This is a genomic window from Herbiconiux sp. SALV-R1, from assembly GCF_013113715.1.
GTDB lineage: Bacteria > Actinomycetota > Actinomycetes > Actinomycetales > Microbacteriaceae > Herbiconiux.
Genome location: NZ_CP053344.1, coordinates 3,185,273 through 3,206,218, shown reverse-complemented (window position 1 = coordinate 3,206,218; position 20,946 = coordinate 3,185,273). Strand labels below are relative to the sequence as shown.

Annotated in this window: 25 protein-coding genes; 6 read left to right on the top strand and 19 right to left on the bottom strand. The window is 72.4% G+C overall.

Annotated features, from left to right (window positions below):
• Window positions 1-23 precede the first annotated feature (23 nt).
• The 7 genes from HL652_RS15345 to HL652_RS15315 form a co-directional block, all read right to left on the bottom strand.
• Entirely contained in the window at window positions 24-1,844 is a 1,821-nt protein-coding gene (locus HL652_RS15345; RefSeq protein WP_171706111.1) for an amidohydrolase, read from the bottom strand.
• A 4-nt stretch (window positions 1,845-1,848) separates the two neighbouring features.
• On the bottom strand, window positions 1,849-2,628 hold the full coding sequence (locus HL652_RS15340) for a nucleoside/nucleotide kinase family protein (RefSeq protein WP_171706110.1): 780 nt from the start codon (window positions 2,626-2,628) through the stop codon (window positions 1,849-1,851).
• Entirely contained in the window at window positions 2,615-3,487 is an 873-nt protein-coding gene (locus HL652_RS15335; RefSeq protein ID WP_171706109.1) for a sugar phosphate isomerase/epimerase family protein, read from the bottom strand. The genes HL652_RS15340 and HL652_RS15335 overlap by 14 nt, the downstream gene beginning before the upstream one ends.
• A gap of 14 nt (window positions 3,488-3,501) precedes the next feature.
• Window positions 3,502-4,437: a sugar phosphate isomerase/epimerase family protein gene (locus HL652_RS15330; protein ID WP_171706108.1), complete on the bottom strand. Its 936-nt coding sequence runs from the start codon at window positions 4,435-4,437 to the stop codon at window positions 3,502-3,504.
• Window positions 4,438-4,439: 2 nt separating this feature from the next.
• Complete coding sequence (locus HL652_RS15325) at window positions 4,440-5,243, bottom strand: ATP-binding cassette domain-containing protein (protein ID WP_171706107.1); 804 nt, start codon at window positions 5,241-5,243, stop codon at window positions 4,440-4,442.
• Entirely contained in the window at window positions 5,240-6,220 is a 981-nt protein-coding gene (locus HL652_RS15320) for an ABC transporter permease (RefSeq protein ID WP_171706106.1), read from the bottom strand. The genes HL652_RS15325 and HL652_RS15320 overlap by 4 nt, the downstream gene beginning before the upstream one ends.
• Before the next feature lie 143 nt (window positions 6,221-6,363).
• Complete coding sequence (locus HL652_RS15315; RefSeq protein WP_216603909.1) at window positions 6,364-7,407, bottom strand: substrate-binding domain-containing protein; 1,044 nt, start codon at window positions 7,405-7,407, stop codon at window positions 6,364-6,366.
• A 176-nt stretch (window positions 7,408-7,583) separates the two neighbouring features.
• Between HL652_RS15315 and HL652_RS15310 the strand changes: the two genes are divergently transcribed.
• Window positions 7,584-8,765 (top strand): ROK family transcriptional regulator, encoded by a 1,182-nt coding sequence (locus tag HL652_RS15310; protein WP_171706105.1) that lies wholly within the window; start codon window positions 7,584-7,586, stop codon window positions 8,763-8,765.
• A 48-nt stretch (window positions 8,766-8,813) separates the two neighbouring features.
• Here HL652_RS15310 and HL652_RS15305 read toward each other — a convergent pair whose 3' ends face one another.
• Window positions 8,814-9,518 carry a Pr6Pr family membrane protein gene (locus HL652_RS15305; RefSeq protein WP_171706104.1) on the bottom strand — a complete coding sequence of 235 codons (705 nt, stop codon included), beginning with the start codon at window positions 9,516-9,518 and terminating at the stop codon, window positions 8,814-8,816.
• 78 nt (window positions 9,519-9,596) lie between these two features.
• Between HL652_RS15305 and HL652_RS15300 the strand changes: the two genes are divergently transcribed.
• Window positions 9,597-10,181 carry a uracil-DNA glycosylase family protein gene (locus HL652_RS15300; protein ID WP_171706103.1) on the top strand — a complete coding sequence of 195 codons (585 nt, stop codon included), beginning with the start codon at window positions 9,597-9,599 and terminating at the stop codon, window positions 10,179-10,181.
• Here HL652_RS15300 and HL652_RS15295 read toward each other — a convergent pair.
• The 8 genes from HL652_RS15295 to HL652_RS15260 form a co-directional block, all read right to left on the bottom strand.
• Entirely contained in the window at window positions 10,168-10,440 is a 273-nt protein-coding gene (locus HL652_RS15295; RefSeq protein ID WP_171706102.1) for a DUF3253 domain-containing protein, read from the bottom strand. The genes HL652_RS15300 and HL652_RS15295 overlap by 14 nt on opposite strands.
• The gene (locus tag HL652_RS15290) at window positions 10,440-10,874 is read right to left on the bottom strand and encodes a biopolymer transporter Tol (protein WP_371743515.1); all 435 of its coding nucleotides are present in this window, start codon (window positions 10,872-10,874) and stop codon (window positions 10,440-10,442) included. Before HL652_RS15290 ends, HL652_RS15295 begins: the two co-directional genes overlap by 1 nt.
• A 35-nt stretch (window positions 10,875-10,909) precedes the next feature.
• The gene (locus tag HL652_RS15285) at window positions 10,910-11,884 is read right to left on the bottom strand and encodes a PrsW family intramembrane metalloprotease (RefSeq protein WP_171706101.1); all 975 of its coding nucleotides are present in this window, start codon (window positions 11,882-11,884) and stop codon (window positions 10,910-10,912) included.
• Window positions 11,881-12,558 carry a hypothetical protein gene (locus HL652_RS15280; RefSeq protein ID WP_171706100.1) on the bottom strand — a complete coding sequence of 226 codons (678 nt, stop codon included), beginning with the start codon at window positions 12,556-12,558 and terminating at the stop codon, window positions 11,881-11,883. The genes HL652_RS15285 and HL652_RS15280 overlap by 4 nt, the downstream gene beginning before the upstream one ends.
• Window positions 12,555-13,532, bottom strand: a complete 978-nt coding sequence (locus HL652_RS15275; protein ID WP_253743894.1) for a CPBP family intramembrane glutamic endopeptidase — start codon at window positions 13,530-13,532, stop codon at window positions 12,555-12,557. Before HL652_RS15275 ends, HL652_RS15280 begins: the two co-directional genes overlap by 4 nt.
• 124 nt (window positions 13,533-13,656) lie before the next feature.
• The gene (locus tag HL652_RS15270) at window positions 13,657-13,908 is read right to left on the bottom strand and encodes a hypothetical protein (RefSeq protein WP_171703404.1); all 252 of its coding nucleotides are present in this window, start codon (window positions 13,906-13,908) and stop codon (window positions 13,657-13,659) included.
• Window positions 13,909-13,923: 15 nt separating this feature from the next.
• On the bottom strand, window positions 13,924-14,946 hold the full coding sequence (locus tag HL652_RS15265) for an NAD-dependent epimerase/dehydratase family protein (protein ID WP_171706098.1): 1,023 nt from the start codon (window positions 14,944-14,946) through the stop codon (window positions 13,924-13,926).
• A gap of 114 nt (window positions 14,947-15,060) precedes the next feature.
• Window positions 15,061-15,774 (bottom strand): DUF998 domain-containing protein, encoded by a 714-nt coding sequence (locus tag HL652_RS15260; RefSeq protein WP_216603908.1) that lies wholly within the window; start codon window positions 15,772-15,774, stop codon window positions 15,061-15,063.
• Between the two features lie 100 nt (window positions 15,775-15,874).
• Here HL652_RS15260 and HL652_RS15255 point away from each other — a divergent pair, with 100 nt between their 5' ends.
• Genes HL652_RS15255 through HL652_RS15245 form a run of 3 tightly spaced genes read left to right on the top strand, consistent with a single transcriptional unit; the run spans window position 15,875 to window position 17,974 of the window.
• The gene (locus HL652_RS15255; protein ID WP_171706097.1) at window positions 15,875-16,546 is read left to right on the top strand and encodes a TetR/AcrR family transcriptional regulator; all 672 of its coding nucleotides are present in this window, start codon (window positions 15,875-15,877) and stop codon (window positions 16,544-16,546) included.
• 10 nt (window positions 16,547-16,556) lie between these two features.
• Window positions 16,557-17,387 (top strand): MBL fold metallo-hydrolase, encoded by an 831-nt coding sequence (locus HL652_RS15250; protein WP_171706096.1) that lies wholly within the window; start codon window positions 16,557-16,559, stop codon window positions 17,385-17,387.
• Window positions 17,384-17,974, top strand: a complete 591-nt coding sequence (locus tag HL652_RS15245) for an HhH-GPD-type base excision DNA repair protein (protein ID WP_171706095.1) — start codon at window positions 17,384-17,386, stop codon at window positions 17,972-17,974. Before HL652_RS15250 ends, HL652_RS15245 begins: the two co-directional genes overlap by 4 nt.
• Here the strand turns inward: HL652_RS15245 and yczE are convergent.
• Entirely contained in the window at window positions 17,869-18,660 is a 792-nt protein-coding gene (gene yczE / locus HL652_RS15240) for a membrane protein YczE (protein ID WP_216603907.1), read from the bottom strand. The genes HL652_RS15245 and yczE overlap by 106 nt on opposite strands.
• 62 nt (window positions 18,661-18,722) lie before the next feature.
• Here yczE and yczR point away from each other — a divergent pair, with 62 nt between their 5' ends.
• Complete coding sequence (yczR, locus tag HL652_RS15235) at window positions 18,723-20,192, top strand: MocR-like transcription factor YczR (protein ID WP_171706094.1); 1,470 nt, start codon at window positions 18,723-18,725, stop codon at window positions 20,190-20,192.
• 114 nt (window positions 20,193-20,306) lie between these two features.
• Here yczR and HL652_RS15230 read toward each other — a convergent pair whose 3' ends face one another.
• Window positions 20,307-20,684, bottom strand: a complete 378-nt coding sequence (locus HL652_RS15230; protein WP_305848740.1) for a type II toxin-antitoxin system PemK/MazF family toxin — start codon at window positions 20,682-20,684, stop codon at window positions 20,307-20,309.
• Complete coding sequence (locus HL652_RS15225) at window positions 20,681-20,938, bottom strand: ribbon-helix-helix domain-containing protein (RefSeq protein WP_171706093.1); 258 nt, start codon at window positions 20,936-20,938, stop codon at window positions 20,681-20,683. The genes HL652_RS15230 and HL652_RS15225 overlap by 4 nt, the downstream gene beginning before the upstream one ends.
• Between the last annotated feature and the right edge of the window lie 8 nt (window positions 20,939-20,946).

The following is a 20,946-nucleotide window of genomic DNA, read 5'->3' as shown; positions in this document are numbered from 1 at the left end:
CGCCCCCACCGGTGCGCGTGCGCTCAGTGCACTCGCGCCCCGCCGATCCACGTCGACGCCACTCGCGCCTCCGCGATGCGCGACGCCTCTCCGTCGAACGGGTCGCGGTCGAGTACCACGAGGTCGGCCAGGTAGCCCGGCACCAGGCGGCCCGTGCTGTCGCCCCGTCCGTTGGCGTGCGCGCTGCCCGCCGTGTAGCCCGCCAGCGCCGTGGCCAGGTCGAGTTTGTCGCGGTCGCCCCCGAGCGGCTCGGGTTCGGCGCCGAAACCGGTGCGGGTCACGGCCACCTGCACGGCGTCGAGCGGGTACGCGCTCGACACCGGCCAGTCGCTGCCGAAGGCCAGCGCGGCACCGGCTCGGGCGAGCCTGCCGAACGGGTACGACCGCTCCCGGGCGCCCGCGGGAAGGATGGGCAGGCAGAGGTCGCGCAGCTGGTCGTCGGTGCGCGCCCAGAACGCCTGAACGTTTGCGATGGCACCGACGGATGCGAAGCGTGCGATGTCGGCGTCGGCCACCATCTGCAGATGGGCGAGCTGGTGCCGCCGCTCCGACCGCTCGCGAACGCCGGGAGCCGCAGCCGCCCCAGCAGAACCGGGAACCCCAGCCGACCCGGCAGACCCCGCCCACCCGGGAGCCCCGGCCGACCCGGCCAGCCCGGCCGCGCCAGCCAGCCCGGCCGCCCCGACCGCCCCGGCCGACCCCGCCACCGCAGCCAGCGCATCCAGCGCCTGACTCACCGCCCGATCCCCCAGCGCGTGGAAGTGCACCGAGAACCCCTCGCCGTCGAGCGCCGCCACGTACGCGGCGAGATGCTCAGGGGTGATGAAGTCGAGGCCCGACGCCGCCTCCGCCGCCAGCCCCGGCACCGCGTAGCGCCCGTGGATCGACGCCGTGTGGTTCTCGACGATGCCGTCGAGCATCATCTTCACCGTGTCGGCGGCGAACAGCTCGGGCCGCCCGAGAGCCGCAGCCCGCTCCCGCCGTTCGATGAGCGAGTCGAGCTGCTCGAGACCCGCGTCGCGATTCCACCACAGCGCTCCCGTCACCCTGGCGAGCAGCGAGCCCTCCTCGACGCCCCGCAGATAGAGGGGGAGGGCGTCGCCGAAACCGAGGCCCTCGCCGACGAGCGCGTCTTGCCACCCGGTGATGCCGAGCGCGAGCAGGTGGTCTTGCGCGGCGAGCAGGCCCCGGTAGGCCAGATCGTCGTCGGGGAGTGGCTTGACGTGCTCGAACAGGCTCAGCGCGCCCTCGTGCACGGTTCCGCTCGGGCTACCGTCGGCGTCGCGCTCGAACTTCCCGTCGGCGGGGTCGATGGTCTGCGCCGTGATGCCCGCGCGCTCGAGTGCCGCGGTGTTGACCCAGGCGCTGTGGTGGTCGCGACTCATGAAGTACGCGGGACGGTCGCCGGTGACCGTGTCGAGCATCCGTCGATGCGGGGTGCCGCCGGCGAAGTGGTCCATGCTCCAGCCGCCGCCGAACAGCCACTCTCCCGGCGTGTCGGCGGCGTAGCGCCGCACGATGGCCAGCGCCTCGTCGGCGGACTCGGCCGAGGTGAGGTCGCACTGCAGCATCTCGAGGCCGGCGGGGGCAGGATGCACGTGCGAGTCCTGAAACCCCGGCAGCACGAGCCGGCCCCGGAGGTCGACGCGCTCCGTGTCACCCGGCGACGGCGCCGGGCCGCCCGCGGTATCGGCCTGCGCGGCGGCCTCGACCTCGTCGGGCGAGCCGACGGCGAGGATGCGCCCGTCGCGCACCAGCACAGCCCCCGAGGAGCTGCGGGTCATCCCCGCCGTGAAGAACGACCCGCCGGTGAAGACGGTCTGACGGGCGAGCGCGCGATCCATGCGCTCATTCTGCCGGTATGGACGCCCCCGACACGACGGCCTCCGACACGACAGCCTCCGACACGACGGCCTCCGAGACGACGCCCCCCGAGACGATCGCGCCCGTGACGCCCGACACCACGAGATCGGCCCGCGGCGCTGTCGACTCGATGAGCAGCGCGTTCTTGCCGTCGACCGTCTCGGCCCAGGCCAGGGCGGCCTCAGGTGAACGCCCGCCGATCTCGTGCCGCACGACGAGCCGCGACACCCGCACCTCGTCGGGCGTCTCGCAGAACCACGACTCCGACAGCAGCGCCTTCACGCCCGACCACGGCCCGTCGTCGACGAGCAGGTAGTTGCCCTCCACGATCACCAGCTGGGTCTCGGGCTCCACCGCCATCTCGCCGGCGATGGGCTCCTCGATGGCGCGGTCGAAGCTCGGCGCGTAGACCGTGTGGTCGGTCTCGGCCTTCAGCCGGCCGAGGAGGGCGAGGAAGCCCCAGCCGTCGAAGGTGTCGATGGCGCCCTTGCGGTCGAGGCGGCCGAGGCGCTTCAGCGTCGACTCGGCGAGGTGGTAGCCGTCCATCGGCACGTGCGCCGCGAACGGTGCGCCGGGGCCGCCGGCTGCCTTGTTCAGCTCGTTCACGCGCGCGGCGAGCCGGCTCGCCAGCGTCGTCTTGCCGGCGCCCGGGCTGCCCGCGATGCCGAGCACGGCACGCGAACCCGGGGTCACCAGGGCGAGGGCGCGGCGCGCCAAGTCGTCGAGTCCGGCGATGTCGGCAGGCGTGGTGTCAGAGTGCGGCACGGGTTCCCTCGATGATGTTCGTCAGGTAGCGGTGCGAGTGCGCCGCCAGGGCCGGACCATCGTTCCACAGGTTGCGCCAGATCGCGAGGTCGTTCGAGAGGGTGGGCGACACGACCGCCGACGAGAACGACTCGAAGGTGATCGGTCCGTCGTAGGAGATGTCGGCGAGGGCGTGGAAGAAGGCGCCGAAGTCGAGGTGCCCCGAGCCGAGGTAGCCGCGGTGGTTCTCGCCGATGTGCACGTAGCCCAGGCGGTCGCCGACGAGGTGCACCGGGCGCACCAGGTCGTCCTCCTCGATGTTCATGTGGTAGGTGTCGAGGTGGATGAGCACGTTGTCGTGACCGATGTCGTCGGCCAGGCGCAGCGCATCCGCCGCCGTGTTGATGACGTTGGTCTCGTAGCGGTTGCAGATCTCGAGCCCGAGGGTCATGCCGAGGCCCTGCGCCTCGACGGCGAGGTCTTTCAGCGTGGCCACCACGTTCGCGCGGCCGGCCGCCGAGAGCGCGTGGCCGTACTTGCCGAGCGCGCTGTACAGCGCGCCGGTGAAGTGGGTGCCGCCGAGGCCGTGCGTGATCTGCAGCGAGTCGTGCAGCAGCTTCGCGCCGCGCGCCACCACCTCGGGGTCGTCGCTCGACACGTCGGCCTCGAAGGCGAGGCCGCGCGAGGTGACGATGCCGAGGCCCGCCGCGTCGAGGGCCGCGCGGGCGGCGGGCACGTCGAGGTTCGCGGCGTCGTGCAGCGAGAGCTCGAGCAGGTCGAACCCGGCGGCCTTGGTCTGGCCGATGATGTACTCCACCTCGTCGGGGGTGGTGCCGCCCGAGAAGACGAGAGCGTGGACGCCGAGCGTGTTGCTGGTCATGATGCGGTGTTCCTTCAGTCGATGGGGGTGAGAAGAGCGGATGCGGTGAGCTGCTCGCGCACGAACGCGGCAGCCGAGCGGGTGAGGTCGACCGGGTCGCTCCAGAGCGTGCGCCAGGCGCCGATCTCGTCGCGGGTCGCCGCCGAGATGACGGCGGGGGAGAACGACTCCACGGTGAGGGGGCCGCGGAAGCCGGTGTCGGCGAGCGCACGGAACAGGCCCGCCCAGTCGAGCGACCCGGTGCCGAGCGCCCCGCGGTGGCTCTCGGAGAGGTGGAGGTAGGCCAGGAGGTCACCCGCGTCGTGCACGGCGTCGGCGAGCGAGAGCTCCTCGGTGTTGGCGTGGTAGGTGTCGATGTGCAGCAGCGCGTTGTCGACGCCCCGGGCCTGCAGCTCGCCGATGAACTCCGCCGTCTGCGCGGCGGTGTTGAGCAGGTTGCTCTCGTAGCGGTTCACGTACTCGAGGCCCAGGCGCACGTCGGCGTCGCGGGCCACGGTGGCCACCCGCTCCAACACGGCGAGCGCGTTCGCCCGGGTGGCGGCGGTGGCGGGCCGGTCGTACTTGGTCATGGCCGAGTAGGTGACCCCGCCCACGTAGCCCGCCCCGATCGCGTGGGCGAACTCGACGGCGTCGAGCAGGCGGCGCTCGCCGCGGGCCGAGGTTGCAGCATCCGTCGTGTTGATGTCGGAGGCCGGGTCAAGCGCGAGCGACACCACGGCGTCGAGGCCGGTGTCGTCGAGGAGGGTGACCGTGCCGGCCGGGGAGAGCGAACCCTCCTGCGCCGGTGCCGGGATCTCGACCAGGTCGAAGCCCGCCGCCGCGCTGCCCTCGAGGGCGAACCTCGCCGAGGCGGGCGACCAGTCCTTCACCCACACCCCCGCGTGCACGCCGAGCGGCACGGGGGAGAGCGCCGCGGCCCGCCGGAACGGGATGCGGCTGTCGACGACCACGGTCAGGCCGCCTTGGCGCCGGTGATGAGGGCGACCAGCTCGTCGCCGTCGGTCTCCTCGGTGCGGCGCTCGGCCACGGCCATGCCGGCGCGCATCACCCAGACGTGGTCAGAGAGGCGCATCACCTGGTCGAAGTTGTGGCTGATGAGCAGCACGGCGACACCCGAGTCGCGGAGGGTGTTGATGACGCCCTCCACACGGGCCGTCTCCTGCACGCCGAGCGCGGCGGTCGGCTCGTCCATGATGACGATCTTCGAGCCCCAGCCCGCGGCACGGGCGATGGCGACGGCCTGGCGCTGACCGCCGGAGAGGCGGCGCACCTTGCTCGTCACCGGGGGCACGTTCACGGCGAGGTTCTTCAGCAGATCGCCCGCCGTCGACTTCATGAGCTTGCGGTCGAGGGTGCGGAAGGGGCCGAGGCCGTGCGTCTTCTCCCGGCCGAGAAAGAAGTTCTGCCACACCGTGAGGTCTTCGACGAGCGCCAGGGTCTGGTGCACGGTCTCGATACCGCGCTCGCGGGCCGCGTTCGGCGTCTCGAACGTGACGTCTTCGCCGTCGAGCACGATGCTGCCCGAGTCGGGGCGGTGGATGCCGGAGAGGCAGCGCACCATCGTCGACTTGCCGGCGCCGTTGTCGCCGATGAGCGCGGTGATCTCGCCGCGGCGCATGGTCATCGACGCGCCCTTCAGGGCGTGCACGCCGCCGAACGACTTCTTGATGTCGGTGGCCTTGAGGATGAAGTCGCGCGCCTGCGTGGTGCCGGTGTGGGGCGAACCCTCGGGGCGGCCGTTGTACTGATCGGTCATTTCTTCTGGAACCTCGTGAGTAGGGCGGCCAGGACCACGACGAGTCCGACGGCGAGCGGCTGATAGAACTGCGAGACACCGAGCAGGGTGAGGCCGTTCGTGAGGGCGGTGAGCAGGAGCGCGCCGATGACGGGGCCGACGATCTTCGCCTTGCCGCCCGTGAGGCTCACGCCGCCCAGCACGACCGCGGCGATCGAGTTGAGCAGGAACTGGGTGTTGATCGCGGGCTCGGCCGCGCCGACCCTGGCAACCAGGAGGAGCGCTGCGAGACCGGCGAGACCGCCCGAGATGAGGTAGACGGCCATCCGGATGCGCGTGGCGCTGATGCCGTTCGCCACCGCGCTCTCCTCGTTGCCGCCCACCGCCTGCACGTGCAGGCCGAAGCGGGTGCGGAACATGAAGAACGAGGCGAGCACCGCGACGATCGCCGCCAGGATGATGGGGTAGCCGAAGATGCCGAGCGAGCCCGAGGTGAGGGTGAGCAACTCGGGGCTGGTGACCGTGATCGGCTTGCCGTTCGAGACGATGAGCGCGAGGCCGGTGGCCACCGAGAGGGTACCGAGGGTCGCGATGAAGTCGGTGACCTTGCCCTTCGCGATGAGCAGCCCGTTGATGAGGCCGATCGCGAGGCCCGCCACGATGGCCACGAGCGCGGAGAGCCAGAAGCCGGCGCCCGCCTGGAAGGCGAGGCCGAAGCCGATGGCCCCGAAGGTCATGGTCGCCGAGATCGACAGGTCGATGCCGCCGGTGGTGATGACGAACGACTGGCCGATGGCCAGGATGACGAGGATGGCGGCGGCGACCAGCATCGCCTTGATGTTGCCGAGGGTGAGGAAGGTCGGGCTGAGGCTGGCGAAGACGATCACCAGGGCGACGAGGCCGATGGGGGCCGCGTTCTCGGCCCAGAACGAGATCTGGCGCACGTTCTGGCCGATCGCCTGCAGCCGGGTGGGGCCGGTGGTGGCGGTACTGGTCATGAGGTCACGTTTCTGTGGTGTCGAGGCGGGGCACCGGCGGGTGTCGATTCCGGCCTGAGGCTAAGGGTTGAGCGGAGCTCAAAGGCGCCTCAGACCGGAATCGACACCCACCGGCGCACCATCACCGCCTGTGGAGGAGAGGGTTACTTGGAGGGGAGGAGGGACTCGAGGGGGTTCTCGAAGGGGGCGAAGGGCTGCGGGAAGGCCGAGATGGCCTCCTCGGCCTCGGTGGAGGTGACGAGAGCGGTCGGCGACTCGACGGTCTTCGGCAGCTCGCCACCCGAGGTCGCGACCTCGCAGGCCTGGAGGCCCAGGGTGCCGATCGCGTAGGGGTACTGCGCCACGGTGGCGGAGAGCCCGCCGTCTTTCACCGACTCCAGCGCATCCTTGTTGCCGTCGACGCTCACGACGACGATCTGACCGGTGAGACCGGCGTTCTCGACGGCCTTGACGATGCCGAGACCCATGTCGTCGTTGGCGGCGAAGAAGGCCTTCACGTTCGGGTTGGCGGCGATGATGTCGGTCGCGGTGGTGAGGGCGACCTCGCGCTTCCAGTCGGCAGCGGATTCCTGGATGACGTCGAGGTCGCTGCCGATGGCGGCCTTGAAGCCGTCGACGCGGGCGGCGCTGGTGACGTCGCCGGCGACACCGCCGATGATGGCCACCTCGGAGCCCGCGGCCACCTGCTCCTTGACGTAGTCGCCGGCCTTGCCGCCCGCCGCCTCGTTGTCGGTGCCGATGTAGGTGGCGACGTCGAGGTTCGCGGTCTTGGCAGCATCCGCGTCGATGGGGTTGTCGATGTTGACGATGGGCTTGCCCGACGAGCCCACGGTGGCGAGCGCCTGCACGAGGTTGGTGCCCGAGATCGGGTTGACGATGAAGCAGCCGAAGTCCTGCCCGGCGAGGGTGGTGAGCTTGTCGGCCTGGCCCGTGGTGTCGCCGATGTCGGCTGCGGCCTGGATGGTGACGTCGACGCCGTCGGTGTCGGCAGTCTCCTGGATGCCCGACTCCATGGCCTGGAAGAAGGGGTTGTCGAGACCCTTGATGACCGCGGCGACCTTGCTCGACGAGGAGCCGTCGGCGCCGTCGCCCGAGCCGCCTGCGCAACCGGCGAGGGCGAGCGCGGCGAGTCCGAGGGGAAGGGCGATGCGCGCGGTGCGCATCCACGTTGCGTCTTTGCTGAACATTGTGATCCTTGGCGGGTTGGGGCACCACTACGTGCCGTCGATCAGAAACTACGCCCACTTTTGATTTATGGCAAACCAAAAGTGCCGCAACTTCTATCCAACATGTGTTTCAATTGAGCTACCAACCCGGCCACGACGGTCACAACAGCGATGGAGCTCTGCGTAAAGTGAAGGATGTGCGAACCCACGTCGGTGAAGTCCTCGCGCTGTTCCGCGAGCACGGCGAGCTGTCGCGCACCGAGGTCATCGACCTCTCCGGGCTCTCCCGTTCGACGGTGAACCAGCGCCTCGGCGCCCTTCACGACGTCGGCCTCATCGCCGAGATCGGCGGCGGGGAATCGACCGGGGGCCGCCCCTCGAGCCGCTTCGCCCTCAATCGCTCGCGGGCCGTCATCCTCACCGCCGATATCGGCGCCACGGGTTTCGTGGCCGCCGTCTGCGACCTCGCGGGCTCCCCGCTCAGGCACACCTCCCGGTCGGTGAACGTCTGGGAGGGCCCGCATCCGGTGCTCTCCGCCGTCGACGAGGCGTTCGACGAGCTGCTCGACGGCGAAGAGGTGTGGGGCATCGGCGTGGGCGTACCCGGGCCGGTGGAGTTCGCCGCGGGCCGCGTGGTGAACCCGCCCATCATGACCGGGTGGGACCGCTTCGACATCGCCGGCTGGTTCGCCCCCCGCGAGGCCCCCGTCGTGGTGGAGAACGACGCGAACTCCCGGGCGGTGGCCGAGGCGCGGGTGCGCCGTCACGACAACCTCATCAGTCTCAAGGTGGGCACGGGCATCGGCTCGGGGCTGGTGTTCAACAACTCCATCATCCGCGGCGGGGAGGGGGCTGCCGGCGACATCGGCCACACCAGGGCGGCCATCGCCGACTCCGCCGACGGGCTGCCCTGCCGCTGCGGCAACACCGGATGCGTGGAGGCCTACGCCAGTGGGTGGGCACTCATCCGCGACCTCGAACTCGACGGGCGGGAGGTCGTCGACGTGGCGGGGGTGGTGGCCCTCGTGCGTCAGGCCGACCTCGGGGCCGTGCGACTCGTGCGGCAGGCGGGGCGCATCCTGGGCGACGCCGTCGCCGACCTGGTGAGCATCCTCAACCCCGAGACCATCGTCATCTCGGGCCAGCTCGCCGAGTGCGGCGAAGTGCTGCTGAGCGGGGTGCGCGAGCGCGTGTACCAGCGCTCGCAGCCGCTGGCCACCCGCAACCTCGTCATCGGCGTTTCCGAGCTCGGCGAAGTGGCGGGGGTGACCGGGCTGGCGCTCATCACCGTCGACCGCATCCTGGGCACGGCGGCGATCGACGACCTGCTTGAGCGCATCGACGACGGGGCGGCGGAGGCCGGGCTCAGTCGCGCGTGACGGCCGGCGCGGCCCCGGCTGGCGTGGCCCCGGCTGGCATGCTCCCGGCTAGCGTGCTCTCGGCTCGCGCACCGCGGGTTCGCGCACGAGGGCGGGCATCCGCTTGTCGAGCACGACGAGCACGGCGGCGATGCCGATCGCGACCAGCAGGATGACGGCGGAGTTGCGCACCGAGTCGGCGAAGCCGATGAGGTCGACGTCGAGGAACGGGTAGGGGTACCAGCCCGTCAACGCGCCGCGGATGAAGGTGTAGAGGAGCCACGCGATCGGCCAGATGAAGGCCAGCGCCATGGTCTTCCAGCCCATGCGGGGGCGGGGGCCGAAGATCAGCCAGCCGATGACCGTCGCCCACGGCGAGATGTAGTGGAAGCCGATGGTGGCCGCCAGCGCCCAGCCGGTGGGATGCACGAGGGCGGCGAGCACGAAGTCGTAGACGATGCCGGTGATGATGATTCCGAGCATCGCGTCCATGCGGAGGACCCGCCAGAGCCGGCCGTCGCGGTGGATGTTCAGCGCCAGCGCCGTCGAGGTGCCGAGCACGAACAGGTTGCTCTGGATGGTGAAGTAGCTGAACAGGTTCACGAACTTCTCGCCCAGGCTCTGGTTGCCCTGCGGCTGGGTGGAGTTGACGTCTTGCCCGCCCGTGAACACGAGCACGATCTGCACCACGAGGGCGGCGAACACGATCACCGCGATGGCGCCGAACCAGAGGCGCGCCGCCATCACCCGTGCCGTCGAAGTCTGCTCCGGCATTCCCAACCCCCATCGCTGGCCGCGCCCACCGTGGCCGCGCCGCGGCACCAGGGTAGCGGGTCGGGGCAGGATGGTGGGGTGACTGCTTTCGATCGGTTCCGTGACGAGGTGGCCGCGCATCCGTCGAACGACTGGGCGCGCGAGCTGGGGTATCGGCCGCTCGTGGTGGGATCGGAGCGCTCGCGCGTGCTCATCGTGAGCCAGGCGCCCGGCCGGCGGGCCCAGGCGAGCGGCATCCCGTTCGACGACCCGAGCGGCGAGCGGCTGAGGCGCTGGCTCGGCGTCACCGACGAGGAGTTCTACGACGCCGACCGGCTCGCCATCGTGCCGATGGACTTCTACTACCCGGGCAAGGCGGCGAGCGGCGACGCGCCCCCGCGGGCCGGCTTCGCCGCCCAGTGGCATCCGCGTGCCTTCGAGCTGCTGCCGGCGGTGCGGCTCACGGTGCTGGTCGGCGCCTACGCCCAGCGCCGCTACCTCCCGTCGCGACCCGCCCTCACCCTCACCGAGACCGTGCGCGCCGCCGGCACCCGCCTGCCGTACTTCCCGATCGTGCACCCCTCGCCGCTCACCCAGGGCTGGCGCCTCCGCAACCCCTGGTTCGAGACCGACACCGTCCCCCTCCTCAACCGCCTGGTGCGCGAGGCCCTCAGCGCACCGTGAGGCGGATGCGGATGGGGCCGTGGGGGGAGGTGGGGTCGATGACCTCGCCGTGCTGGGTGATCTCGACCTCGCCGCGGGCGACGAGGCGGCGGGCGGCGTCGCGGACGGGTTCCATGAGGGGGCGCCAGGCCTCGTCGGTGCCGTCGACCGCCGCGCGGGCGGCGTCGGAGGGGCAGATGGTCGAGGGGGCCCGCCGGGCGAGCAGGTCGAGGATGGTGGTCTCGAGGCGGGTGTCGAGGTCATCGCCCGCGGAGCACATCAGTGGCCGCCGCGGGTGCCGTGGCCGCGGGTGGTGTCGGAGCCGCCGGAGCCGCCGCCACTGCTCGCACGGAGCTGGGCGAGAGCGGCCTCGGCGCGGCTGAGGCGGTCGATGGGGGAGAGGTCCCACCAGGCGGGTCCGCGCTCGCCGAGCCCCCGCTTCGCGAGGTCGACCCGACGGCGCGCCGCGCTCAGCCGGGTGTCGTCGTCGGCGCGGCGGGCCGCACGCACCCCGGCTCGCCCCCGGCCGAGCTCCGACTTAAGGGCCTCGATGAGTTCTGCCGGGAGTTCGGGGTCGGTGCGCCGCCACCGCCGGCCGTCGATGACCAGCCAGCGCTCCGCATCCGTCTCGCCGAGGGGCACCTCGGCTGCTTCCGCGGTGTCGGCACGCGCATCCGGGGTGTTCGTCGTCTTCGCATCCGTCGACTCGTCCACGCGGTTCCCTCCGGTCGGCCCCCGTGCCTGCGACGCTACTCCGAGACCGACGCTCCCGCTCGGGCTCGGGCTCGGGGCTTCTCGGGCACGAGGCCCTGCTCCCGCACGCGGTGGCGCGCCCGCGCGAGCAACACCGCGGCGATCACCACGAGCCCGGCGGCGATGATGGCCGGGGGGATGACGTTGGCGGGCGAGGCGAGTCCCCACTCCGCGTCCCAGAGCAGGTGGGCGGCGAGCACCGTCACGAGGGAGGCCAGGAACACCAGCACCCCGCGGCCGGTGCGCCCCCGCTCGTGCGCGATGACGAGGGCGGCGAGCCCGAACCCGGCGATGCCCGCGTAGAGCGAGTGCGACCCGACGCCCAGGGCGCCGCGCACCACCAGGCTCTCCGTCACGGCCTCCCACACCGGCACCTCTGCAGCGACGGCGGAGATCGACGCGTTCAGGGCGTAGGTGACGTTCTCGACGGTGAGGAAGCCGATGCCCACCGCGACCCCGAGCACCAGCCCGTCGATCGGGTCGCGCAGCCAGCGCCGCCCCACGCCGATGAGAGCGAGCACGCCGAGCAGCTTCACGCCCTCCTCGACGAGGGGCGCCGAGAGGATGAGGCCGCTCGACAGACCGAGCTTCGCCCCGACCGCGTCGATCTGCTCGTTCAGGAAGCCCGAGAGGAAGACGCACAACCCACCACCCCAGGCGACCGCCGTCACCAGCAGGATGCGCGGCCGACCGAGCGAGCGCAGCGGATCGACGGCGCGCAGCAGCAGGAACAGCAGCCCGCCGAGCACCACCTGGGCCAGCGCCGCGGCGATCGCGACCACCGGGTCGGCGGCGAAGGTCGGCATGCGGTACCAGAGCAGGGCGATCACACCCGCCACGGTGAGGGGCACGAGGAGCCAGCTCATCGGCTGGGCGAGGCGCCAGACCGGGCTCCACCAGGGGGCGCGGTCGACGATGACGGGGGTGGCGGGGCCCGCGGGGGTCGCGGGGGTCGCGGGGGTCGCGCTCATGAGGCCGCCGCCTTCACCGTCACGCTGGCGAGCAGCTTCTCGACCACAGCCCAGCTCCCGTCGGGCGGGGTGCCGTCGGCCGAGACGACGACGGCCATCGTGGTGCCGGGCACGACGGCGACCCCCACGACGCCGCCGTCACTGCTGGTGCCCCAAAGGCGCTCGCCGGCGGATGCGCGAGCCGTGGCGTCGGAGGAGGCAGCGGAGCCGTCGGATGCTTCGGCCTGCGCGTCAGCGGAGGCGTCGGATGCTCCGGCCTGCGCCGCGGGAGAAGCATCGACCGGCCCGAGCACGAGCCCCGCGTCGTCGATCGACAGCGCCGCCGAGAGCGTCTCGCGGGCAGAGGAGCCCGCCGTCACGAACTTCGCCTCGATCGTCGCCGACTCGTCGGGGGCGTTGAACACCTGCCGGTCGCTGTCGACCTCCGACTCCCGGTAGAACCACCCGCCGGGCGCGCGGTACTCCACCCCGGGGCTGCCGTCCGGCGGATCGTACGAGATCGACGCCCCGCCGGCGGGCAGGTCGTGAACGCGGGGGTCGACGATCGCGGCGTTCACCGCGAACGGCGCCCCCACCACGAGCGCGAAGGCCACGGCGAAGACGAGGGCGAGCAGCGCGCCCGGACGCTCGAGCCGCCGGGTGGGGGCGGTGGGCTGGGGTGGTCGGTCGGTCATGGCCTCGCCGTCGTCTCGGTGTGGGTGGTGGGGTGCGCATCCGTCGTTCTCCGGGCGCGTCTGGTGCGGAAGAAGAGCGTCGCGGCGATCGCCGTGAGCACGAGCAGCACCACGATGTCGACGAGGCTGCCCTCGGCGCCGTAGTCGCCGCCGCTCAGCACGGTCGAGGCGCCCGGCGTCGGGTTGACGACGAAGAGCGAGTTCGGCACGTCGGTGCCCGAGACCGAGACGCCGAAGAGGCTGCCCTGGGCCCAGTTCCAGGTGGCGTGGTAGGCGATGAGGCCCCAGAGGCCGCGCTCGGTGAGCACCCAGAACACGGCGAGCACCGAGTAGAGGGTCATGTCGAGGAGCGGAAGGATGCTGAACTCGTCGGAGAGGGAGTGCGCCACGGTGAAGTAGAGGGCCGAGACGATCACCGCGCCGAGTACGCCCGTGCGCGGGTACCAGACCTGCACGAGGTAGCCGCGGGCGACGATCTCCTCGGCACCGCTCTGCACGGCGAAGGCGAGGAGGGCGATGGCCGCCCAGCCGAGGGCCGAGGTGTGGAGGAGGGACCCGTCGGGTGTCGCGGCGAAGACGAGGGTGCTGGTCGCGACGCCGATGGCGAGGTAGACGCCCATCTGCGCCAGGGCGATGCCGGCGCCGCGGGCGACGCGCCACCCCGCGCGGGAGGGCTCGCGAAAGCCGATGCTCGCGAACGGTCGCTGCTCCTTGAACCGCAGCCACGCCCACAGCAGCAGCCACGCCACGAGGAACGCCGGCGCCAGCGCGACGATCCCGCCCTGCTCCAGCACCTCCGCCGGCAACACGACCCGGAGCACCGGCCCGAGCTGGAAGATGGCGACCGTCACCCCGACGGCGACGATCGAGCCCAGCACGATCCCCGTCGGCCTCCGCGCCTCCGCCATCGCCCGCGCGAACCCGACGCCTCGGCCGGCGCCTCCGCCGACTGCCCGCCCCACCCCACCGCGCATCCCCACGGCGCCGAGCCTATCCGCCCCGTCCTCCCCACCCCCGCCGAGTGTGAGGTAGGCGCAATCGGGCGCTGCGGCCGGTCGCGGGTCGGCCGGCCGCAAAGCGCGGGTCGGCGGGCCCGGGTCAGCCGGCGGCTATGGCGGCGCCGGCGGCGGCGCCGAGGGTTGCGGAGAGGCCGGCGTTGGCGTTGAGGCCCTGGGCGTGGAAGGTGCCGTCGGGGGTGAACCAGGCCTCGAGGCCGTCGGGGTCGAAGGGCTCGTTGAGCTTCTTCACGTGTGCCGCTGCATCCTTCAGGTAGTAGCGCAGCTCGCCTCCGACGGTGCGCTTCTCGGTGTGCTGCGAGGCTTCGAGCTGGTCGTGCGTGGGCTGAGTCATGCTGACGAGTCTCCCTCACCCGTGCAGCGAGGGCGAGGCCCCCACGCCCCGATTCGCCGCGAACGCCTCGACGATAGCCCGCAGCGCCTCGGTCGACGACACCGCCGGCGCCCACCCCAGCTCGGAGCGGGCCCGCTCGGTCGACATGAGCGGTACCGAGGTGGCGATGTCGATCCAGCCCGGGTCGGTGGCCTGCACCCGCAGCCGCCAGCTGAGGTCGACGATGCCGCGCAGCACCTGCCGCCGGAACGGCACCGTGCGCGGCACCCCGAGCCCCGCGGCGACCTGCTCCGGCCCGAGCACGGGCTCGGCGGCGACGTTGAACGCGCCCCCGGCCCGGCGGTCGATCGCCCGCCAGAAGGCGTCGGCCACGTCGTCGGCGTGCACCGCCTGCGAGACCAGCGAGGTCGGCAGCGGCAACACGGGCAGCCGCCGCAGCAACCCGAGCAGCGGAACCGGCACGAACGGCCCGGCGAACAGCCGCGCGATCTCGCGGGCCGCGTCGGGCTGGAAGACCAGTCCAGGGCGCATGCGCGTCACCACGACCGGCGGATGCGCGCCCTCGAACGCATCCATCTCCCGTTCGTTGATCGCCTTGTGCCTGCCGTAGTGCGAGGTCTGGATGCCGCCCGTCGGCCACCGCTCGTCGACGCGCCGCGACTTCGGCCCGAAGCTGTAGGCGCCGACCGACGACGCCACCACCACCTGCGGAACCCCCGCGGCCGCGACGGCTTCGAGTACCGCGCGCGTACCCACCACGTTGGTGCGCGCCATCGCGACCTCGTCGTGGTTCGGCTGCAGCGCCCACCCGAGGTGCACCACCGCATCCGCTCCGTCGAAGACGGCTGTGAGCCGGGCGACCGCCCCCGGCGCCCCGATGTCGACGCCGTGCCAGTCGGCCGTCACGTCGTAGGGAGCTGCCGAGCGATCGGGCACCCTCCGCGACACCCCCACCGCCTCGACCCCGGTCTCGGCGCCGAGACGCCTCAGCAGCGCCGTTCCCAGGTTGCCGGATGCCCCGACGATCACGACCCTCATGACGCACCATCCCCACGGCCCGTCGTTCGGGCCCTCGCTTGCGCCCAGTGTCCCCCTCCCTCCGCCGACCCGCTCGTCGCCGCAGCGGATCGACAGCTCGGGGGAGAGTGCGGCTCAGCGCCGGGAGAGCAGCGGATGCGGCACGGCGCGATAGGCCGCAACGCTCGTCAGGGCCAACCAGGCCCAGGCGACCACCACCGCGAGCCACAGCAGGGCGACCCCGGCCGGCCCGTTCGACAGGGCGCCCCCGGCGGCGAACGCCACGATGACGACGACCCCCGCGACGCGGGACAGCACCCCGGCCGACCGCGATACCGTGCGCGCGCACCACGACCCCGCGACGATCGCCGCGACTCCGAGGGCGACGAACCCGAGCCCGCCGAAGGCGAGGTGCAGGAGCCCCGAGATCGAGAACGACCCGCCCCCGCCGGCGCCGGGCGGGAACGACGCTGTCGCGTCGGGAGGGAAGACGGCGCTCAGCACCAGGCACGCACCGTACACACCCACCAGCACGGCGGCCACCCGCGACCAGGCGGGCGTGCGGGCCAGGCCGATCGCCGCCACCAGCGTCATCACCCCCGCGAGCGCGAGGTTGAGCGTCTGCAGCCACCCGCTTTCGCCGAGCATGAGCAGGCTGAGGGCGTCGCGGCCGAGGTCGAAACCGGGGCGGGTGAGGGCCAGGATGAGGCCGAACACCAGGTAGAACGGCCCGGCCACCACGCCCCAGCCGAGCATCGACCGGGTGACGGCGGCCGCTTTGTCGAGCTCGGGGGAGGCGGGGGAGGCGGGGGTGGCGGGGGTGGCGGGGTCGGCGGGGGCTGCGCTCATGGTGATCCTCCGGAGGGTCCTGGGCCGTTCGGGCGGCGGGGTGGCGACACGCAGTGCACCCGCGAGTGCATTACTGCACGGGTGAGTGCATGATGGCACCGTGGACGATCTCACCGCAAGCCCCACGACCTCCCGCCTCGACCCGAGGCAGGTGCGCTCGCGCGCCCTCATCCTCGACGCCGCGACCGAGCACTTCCTCCGTCACGGGTACCTGGGCGGCAACATCGACGTGCTTGCCGCCGAGGCCGGGGTGGCCAAGCGTACCGTCTACAACCTCTTCGACAGCAAGGACGAGCTCTTCCGCGCCGCGGTCGGCCGTGCCATCGCGACGGCGGAGTCGTTCGTCGCCGAGCACGTGGAGGTGGTCGCGCAGGGCGAGTCGGGAGCGAGCTTCGCCGAGGCCTTCGACGCCTTCGCCGTCGCTCACGCCCGGGCGGTGCTGACGCCCCGGGTGCTCGCCACCCGGCGCATGCTGATCGGCGAGTCCGGGCGATTCCCCGAGCTGGCCGCCGAGTACTTCGAGCGCGTGCCCGGCCGCGTCATCGCGGCGATCGCCGGCATGCTCGGCCGTCTCGACGACGAGGGGCGCCTGCGCGTTCCCGACCCGCAGCTCGCCGCCGAGCACTTCGCCTACCTGGTGCTCGGCGCCACCCTCGACCGCGCGCTCTTCGACCCCGCCGTACTCGAGCCAACAGCCCTCGACCGCGATCTCATCGACGCGAAGGCCCGTGCCGGCGCCCGGGCCTTCCGCTCGGTCTACGCGCCGCGATAGAACTGAGCGCATGACCGTCTGGACGTGTGCGACCTGCGCCATCGAGCATCCCGACACCGCGGAGCCGCCCGCCGTCTGCGCGATCTGCGCCGACGAGCGGCAGTGGGTGCCGGAGGGCGGGCAGCGCTGGACGACCCGCGACGAGCTCGCCGCCGAGGGCTACCGCATCACCGTGTCCGAGCTCGAGCCGGGTCTGCACGCCGTGGAGACCGACCACCGGCTCGGCATCGGCCAGCGCGGCCTGCTCGTGCGCACCGACGCCGGCAACCTGCTCTGGGAACCGCCCGGCTTCATCGACGACGCGGGCCGCGAGGCCGTGGCAGCCCTCGGGGGAGTCGCGGCGGTGGCGTCGAGCCACCCGCACCTCACGGGCTCGTCGATCCAGTGGGCGCACGCCTTCGGCGCCCCCGCGACGGTGTGGGTCGCGGCGGCCGACGCGCACTGGGTGCGCCGACCCGACCCGGCCATCCGTCTCTGGAGCGACGACTTCGAGCCCGTCCCCGGCGTGCGGCTCGTGCGCTGCGGCGGGCACTTCCCCGGCAGCGCGGTCGCGCACTGGGCGGCAGGGGCGCACGGGCGCGGGGTTCTCCTCACCGGCGACACCGTCACCATCGGCGCCGATCGCGCCTCGGTGGGCATCATGCGCAGCTACCCGAACTTCATCCCGATGCCCGCCCGCGTCACCCGCCGCGTGCGCGACACCCTGCTGCAGCTCGAGTTCGACCGCCTCTACAGCCTGTTCCACAGCATCCCCACGGATGCGCGGGGCATCGTCGACCGCAGCCTCACCCGGGCGGCGCTCTGGGCCGAAGACGATCCCGCCACCACAATGGACACATGACCGCGAAGCTCCACATCACCGGAAACGCCGCCGCCGACGACCTGCTGTCGACCGACCCGCTGGCTCTGCTCATCGGCATGCTGCTCGACCAGCAGATCGCCATGGAGACGGCCTTCGAGGGTCCGAAGAAGATCGCCGACCGCATCGAGGGCGCGTTCGACGCCGAGAACCTCGCCGCCTACGATCCGGATGCGCTGGTCGAGGTGTTCAAGCAGACTCCCGCCGTGCACCGCTACCCCGGTTCGATGGCCGCCCGGGTGCAGGCCCTGTGCGCCGACCTCGTCCAGAACTGGGGCGGCGACGCCTCGGCGCTGTGGACGGAGGGCGACCCCGACGGCAAGGCCCTGCTCAAGCGGCTCGAGAGCCTGCCCGGCTACGGCGCCCAGAAGTCGCGCATCTTCGTGGCGCTGCTCGGCAAGCAGTACGGGGTGGAACCCGAGGGCTGGCGTGCCGCGGCGGGCCCTTACGGCGAGGAGGGCTCCTACCGCTCGGTCGCCGACATCGTCGACGCCGACTCGCTCACCCGGGTGCGGGAGACCAAGCGCGAGGCCAAGGCCGCGGCGAAGGCGGGCAAGGCCGGGGCGTAGCGCTCGGAGCGCAGGGAGCGGGCAGCGGGCTGCGCGGCGGCGCGCGCCCCGGGCCTACCCGCGGAGCGCAGGGAGCGGCCGGCCGGCCGCGGCTCGCGCTTCGCCGTCACCCCGAACACCCGCAGCGTCACCCCGCACAGCGGCCCGATGAGCGTCGCGAACAGCACGGTTCCCACGCCCACGTTGCCGCCGAGCAACCACCCCACGACGAGCACCGAGCCCTCGACGAGCGCCCGGCCGCGCCAGATCGGCCAGCCGAGGCGGGAGTGGATGCCCGTCATGAGACCGTCGCGCGGGCCCGGCCCCATCTTCGCCCCGATGTAGATGCCGCTGGCCACCGCGAGCAGCAGCAGGCCCGCCGTGAAGAGCAGCGCCTGCTGCCACAGTTCGCTCACAGCGGGCAGCAGCCAGAGACCGAGCTCGATGGAGGGGCCGATGAGCAGCACGTTGAGCACGGTGCCGAAGCCCGGGCGCTGCCGCAGCGGGATCCACAGCGCCAGCACGCACAGCCCCACGATGTTCGTGAGGAGGCCGATGCCGAGCCCCGTGACGTTCGACAGGCCCTGCGCGAAGACCGTCCACGGCGAGACCCCGATGGCGGCACGGATGATGAGCGCATCCGCGATGCCGTAGAGCACCAGCCCCACGACGAGACGGGGAACACGGATGACGAGGCTGCGGTTCATGACGGCAATCCAATTTCATGATTGGCCTCGAATCAAGGAGCCAATGTGGCTAGAGTGGCGTCATGGCTGACGCACGAATCGGAACCCGCGCCCTGATGGCACTCCTCGGCGACTGGCGGGGCTCCTCGGCCGGGCCGTCGTATCTGGCGCTGTTCGACCGCATCCGTCTGCTGGTGCTCGACGGGCGCATCCCGACCGACACCCGCCTGCCCGCCGAGCGCGATCTGGCCGGGGCGCTCGGGGTGAGTCGCACCATGGTCTCGGCCGCGTACCGCGAGCTGCGCGACGCCGGCTACACGACGAGCCTCCGCGGCTCGGGCAGCGTCACCCGGCTCCCCGGTCGGGCGCCGGTCACCGGCCAGGAGGCGCCGGGCGACTTCATCGACTTCGCCAAGGCCACCTCGGCGAGCTACCCGGGCCTGTTCGCCGCCACCCAGTCGGCCATGGAGCGCTACGCCGTGGAGCTCGGCGGCACCGGCATCGATCCGTTCGGCTCGATGATGCTGCGTGAGGCGGTCGCCGACCGCTACACCGCGCGCGGGCTGCCCACGAGCGTCGACCAGGTGATGATCACTATCGGCGCCCAGCACGCCATCTTCCTGCTGGCTCGCACACTCATGGCGCGCGGCGATCGCGCGGTCGTCGAGCTGCCGAGCTATCCGCACGCCTACGAGGCGCTGCGCATGGCCGGCGCTCGGCTGGTGCCGGTGGCGGTCGCGGCCGCGGAGAGCGGGCAGGAGCCCGACGGGCTGCACGGGTGGGACGCCGCGGGCCTGTCGCAGGCCTTCGCCCGCACGAGCCCGGCCCTCGCGTACCTCATGCCGGACTTCCACAACCCCACCGGCGAGTCGATGCCCGCCGAGCTGCGCACCCGCGTGCTGCACGACGCGGCCCGGCAGGGCTCGCTGGTCATCGCCGACGAGACCACGGCCGAGATGGACATCGACCGGCCGGGCGACTATCTGCCCTTCGCCGCCTACGGCGACCGGTCGACCGCCGACTCCGCCATCCTCGTCGGCTCGGTCGGCAAGACCGTATGGGCGGGGCTGCGGGTGGGGTGGATCAGGGCGACGCCAGCCATCATCCGCAAGCTCGCCGCGCAGCGCTTCGCGGGCGACCTCGGTACTCCGGTGCTCGAGCAGCTCGTGGTGGCCGAGCTGCTCCGCGACTTCGACCCGGTCATCCGCCTGCGCTCGGAGCAGCTGCGTACGGGGCGCGACGAGCTCGAACGCCTGCTCGCGCTGCACGTGCCGGAGTGGAAGGTGCCGCGGGTGAACGGCGGGCTCGCCGTGTGGGCGAACCTCGGTGCGCCGCTCAGCTCGCAGCTCGCGCTCGCCGCGCGCAGCCACGGCCTCCTCATCACGGCCGGGCCGCGCTTCGGCATCGACGGGGCGTTCGAGCGGTTCCTCCGCATCCCGATCGGCTATGGCAACCCCGAGCTCGTGCGCGGTGTCGAGGCGCTCGCCGCCGCCTGGCGCACCGTCACCACGGGGCCGGTCGCGCCGAGCGACCTCATCGCCGACGTGGTCTGAGCATCACGCCGCCATCCGGCGCGGCGCTACGCCCGTCGCGGCCCGTCGCAGTTCGGCGGGGCGCCCTTCGGCCCGGCGCCGTTCGGCCGGGCGCCCGTCCCGTCGCGGCGCGGCTCACAGCCCGAGGTGCAACCGGATGGCGTCGTCGACCTCGCCCATGAGCTCCGAGGGCACCCACCCCACCGACTCCCCGACCCTCTCCACCGACACCGACCGCAGCTGCTCGGGCTGCGCCTTCGAGTCGAGCGAGAGCCCGGTGGCGGATGCGGGCAGCAGCACCTGAAAGGGAAACACCCGGCTGGTGTTCGACGTCACGGGCACCACCGCCACCACCCCGCGCCCCGTGCGTGCCGCGCTCTGGTTCGCCGCATTATTGCTCACGACGACCGCGGGGCGGGTCTTCGAGGCCTCCGACCCCACCACGGGGTCGAGCGCGACGATCACGATCTGCCCGCGGCGCAGCAGCGGCACCGGCCGACCAGAGGAGCTCACGCGGCACCGGTGCCCGAGCCGCCGGCGCTCTCCAACCCGTCGGCGGCGGTCGACTCCCACAGCGCCGCGTCGCCCGAGTCGTCCCACTCGCCGAACGCCTCGGCGTAGGCGTCGGCGAGCCGGCTCTCCCGGAGCACGCGGATCGCATCCTGCACCACCGCCGAACGGCTCGGGTAGCGCCCCTCCAACGTCTCGCCGTCGAGGAAGGCGAGATCGGACTCCTGGAGGCTCAGGCTGATCTTATGTGCGCTCACGCGTTGAT

What these genes read in the sequence shown, in the direction of transcription:
- HL652_RS15335 (WP_171706109.1), bottom strand. Translation starts at nt 3,487, where the DNA reads ATGACCAGCAACACGCTCGGCGTCCACGCTCTCGTCTTCTCGGGCGGC.
- HL652_RS15270 (WP_171703404.1), bottom strand. Translation starts at nt 13,908, where the DNA reads ATGACTCAGCCCACGCACGACCAGCTCGAAGCCTCGCAGCACACCGAG.
- HL652_RS15245 (WP_171706095.1), top strand. Translation starts at nt 17,384, where the DNA reads ATGACCGCGAAGCTCCACATCACCGGAAACGCCGCCGCCGACGACCTG.
- HL652_RS15305 (WP_171706104.1), bottom strand. Translation starts at nt 9,518, where the DNA reads ATGCCGGAGCAGACTTCGACGGCACGGGTGATGGCGGCGCGCCTCTGG.
- HL652_RS15280 (WP_171706100.1), bottom strand. Translation starts at nt 12,558, where the DNA reads ATGACCGACCGACCACCCCAGCCCACCGCCCCCACCCGGCGGCTCGAG.
- HL652_RS15295 (WP_171706102.1), bottom strand. Translation starts at nt 10,440, where the DNA reads ATGTGCTCCGCGGGCGATGACCTCGACACCCGCCTCGAGACCACCATC.
- yczR (WP_171706094.1), top strand. Translation starts at nt 18,723, where the DNA reads ATGGCTGACGCACGAATCGGAACCCGCGCCCTGATGGCACTCCTCGGC.
- HL652_RS15265 (WP_171706098.1), bottom strand. Translation starts at nt 14,946, where the DNA reads ATGAGGGTCGTGATCGTCGGGGCATCCGGCAACCTGGGAACGGCGCTG.
- HL652_RS15345 (WP_171706111.1), bottom strand. Translation starts at nt 1,844, where the DNA reads ATGGATCGCGCGCTCGCCCGTCAGACCGTCTTCACCGGCGGGTCGTTC.
- HL652_RS15325 (WP_171706107.1), bottom strand. Translation starts at nt 5,243, where the DNA reads ATGACCGATCAGTACAACGGCCGCCCCGAGGGTTCGCCCCACACCGGC.
- HL652_RS15320 (WP_171706106.1), bottom strand. Translation starts at nt 6,220, where the DNA reads ATGACCAGTACCGCCACCACCGGCCCCACCCGGCTGCAGGCGATCGGC.
- HL652_RS15250 (WP_171706096.1), top strand. Translation starts at nt 16,557, where the DNA reads ATGACCGTCTGGACGTGTGCGACCTGCGCCATCGAGCATCCCGACACC.
- HL652_RS15260 (WP_216603908.1), bottom strand. Translation starts at nt 15,774, where the DNA reads ATGAGCGCAGCCCCCGCCGACCCCGCCACCCCCGCCACCCCCGCCTCC.
- yczE (WP_216603907.1), bottom strand. Translation starts at nt 18,660, where the DNA reads ATGAACCGCAGCCTCGTCATCCGTGTTCCCCGTCTCGTCGTGGGGCTG.
- HL652_RS15315 (WP_216603909.1), bottom strand. Translation starts at nt 7,407, where the DNA reads ATGTTCAGCAAAGACGCAACGTGGATGCGCACCGCGCGCATCGCCCTT.
- HL652_RS15275 (WP_253743894.1), bottom strand. Translation starts at nt 13,532, where the DNA reads ATGCGCGGTGGGGTGGGGCGGGCAGTCGGCGGAGGCGCCGGCCGAGGC.
- HL652_RS15285 (WP_171706101.1), bottom strand. Translation starts at nt 11,884, where the DNA reads ATGAGCGCGACCCCCGCGACCCCCGCGACCCCCGCGGGCCCCGCCACC.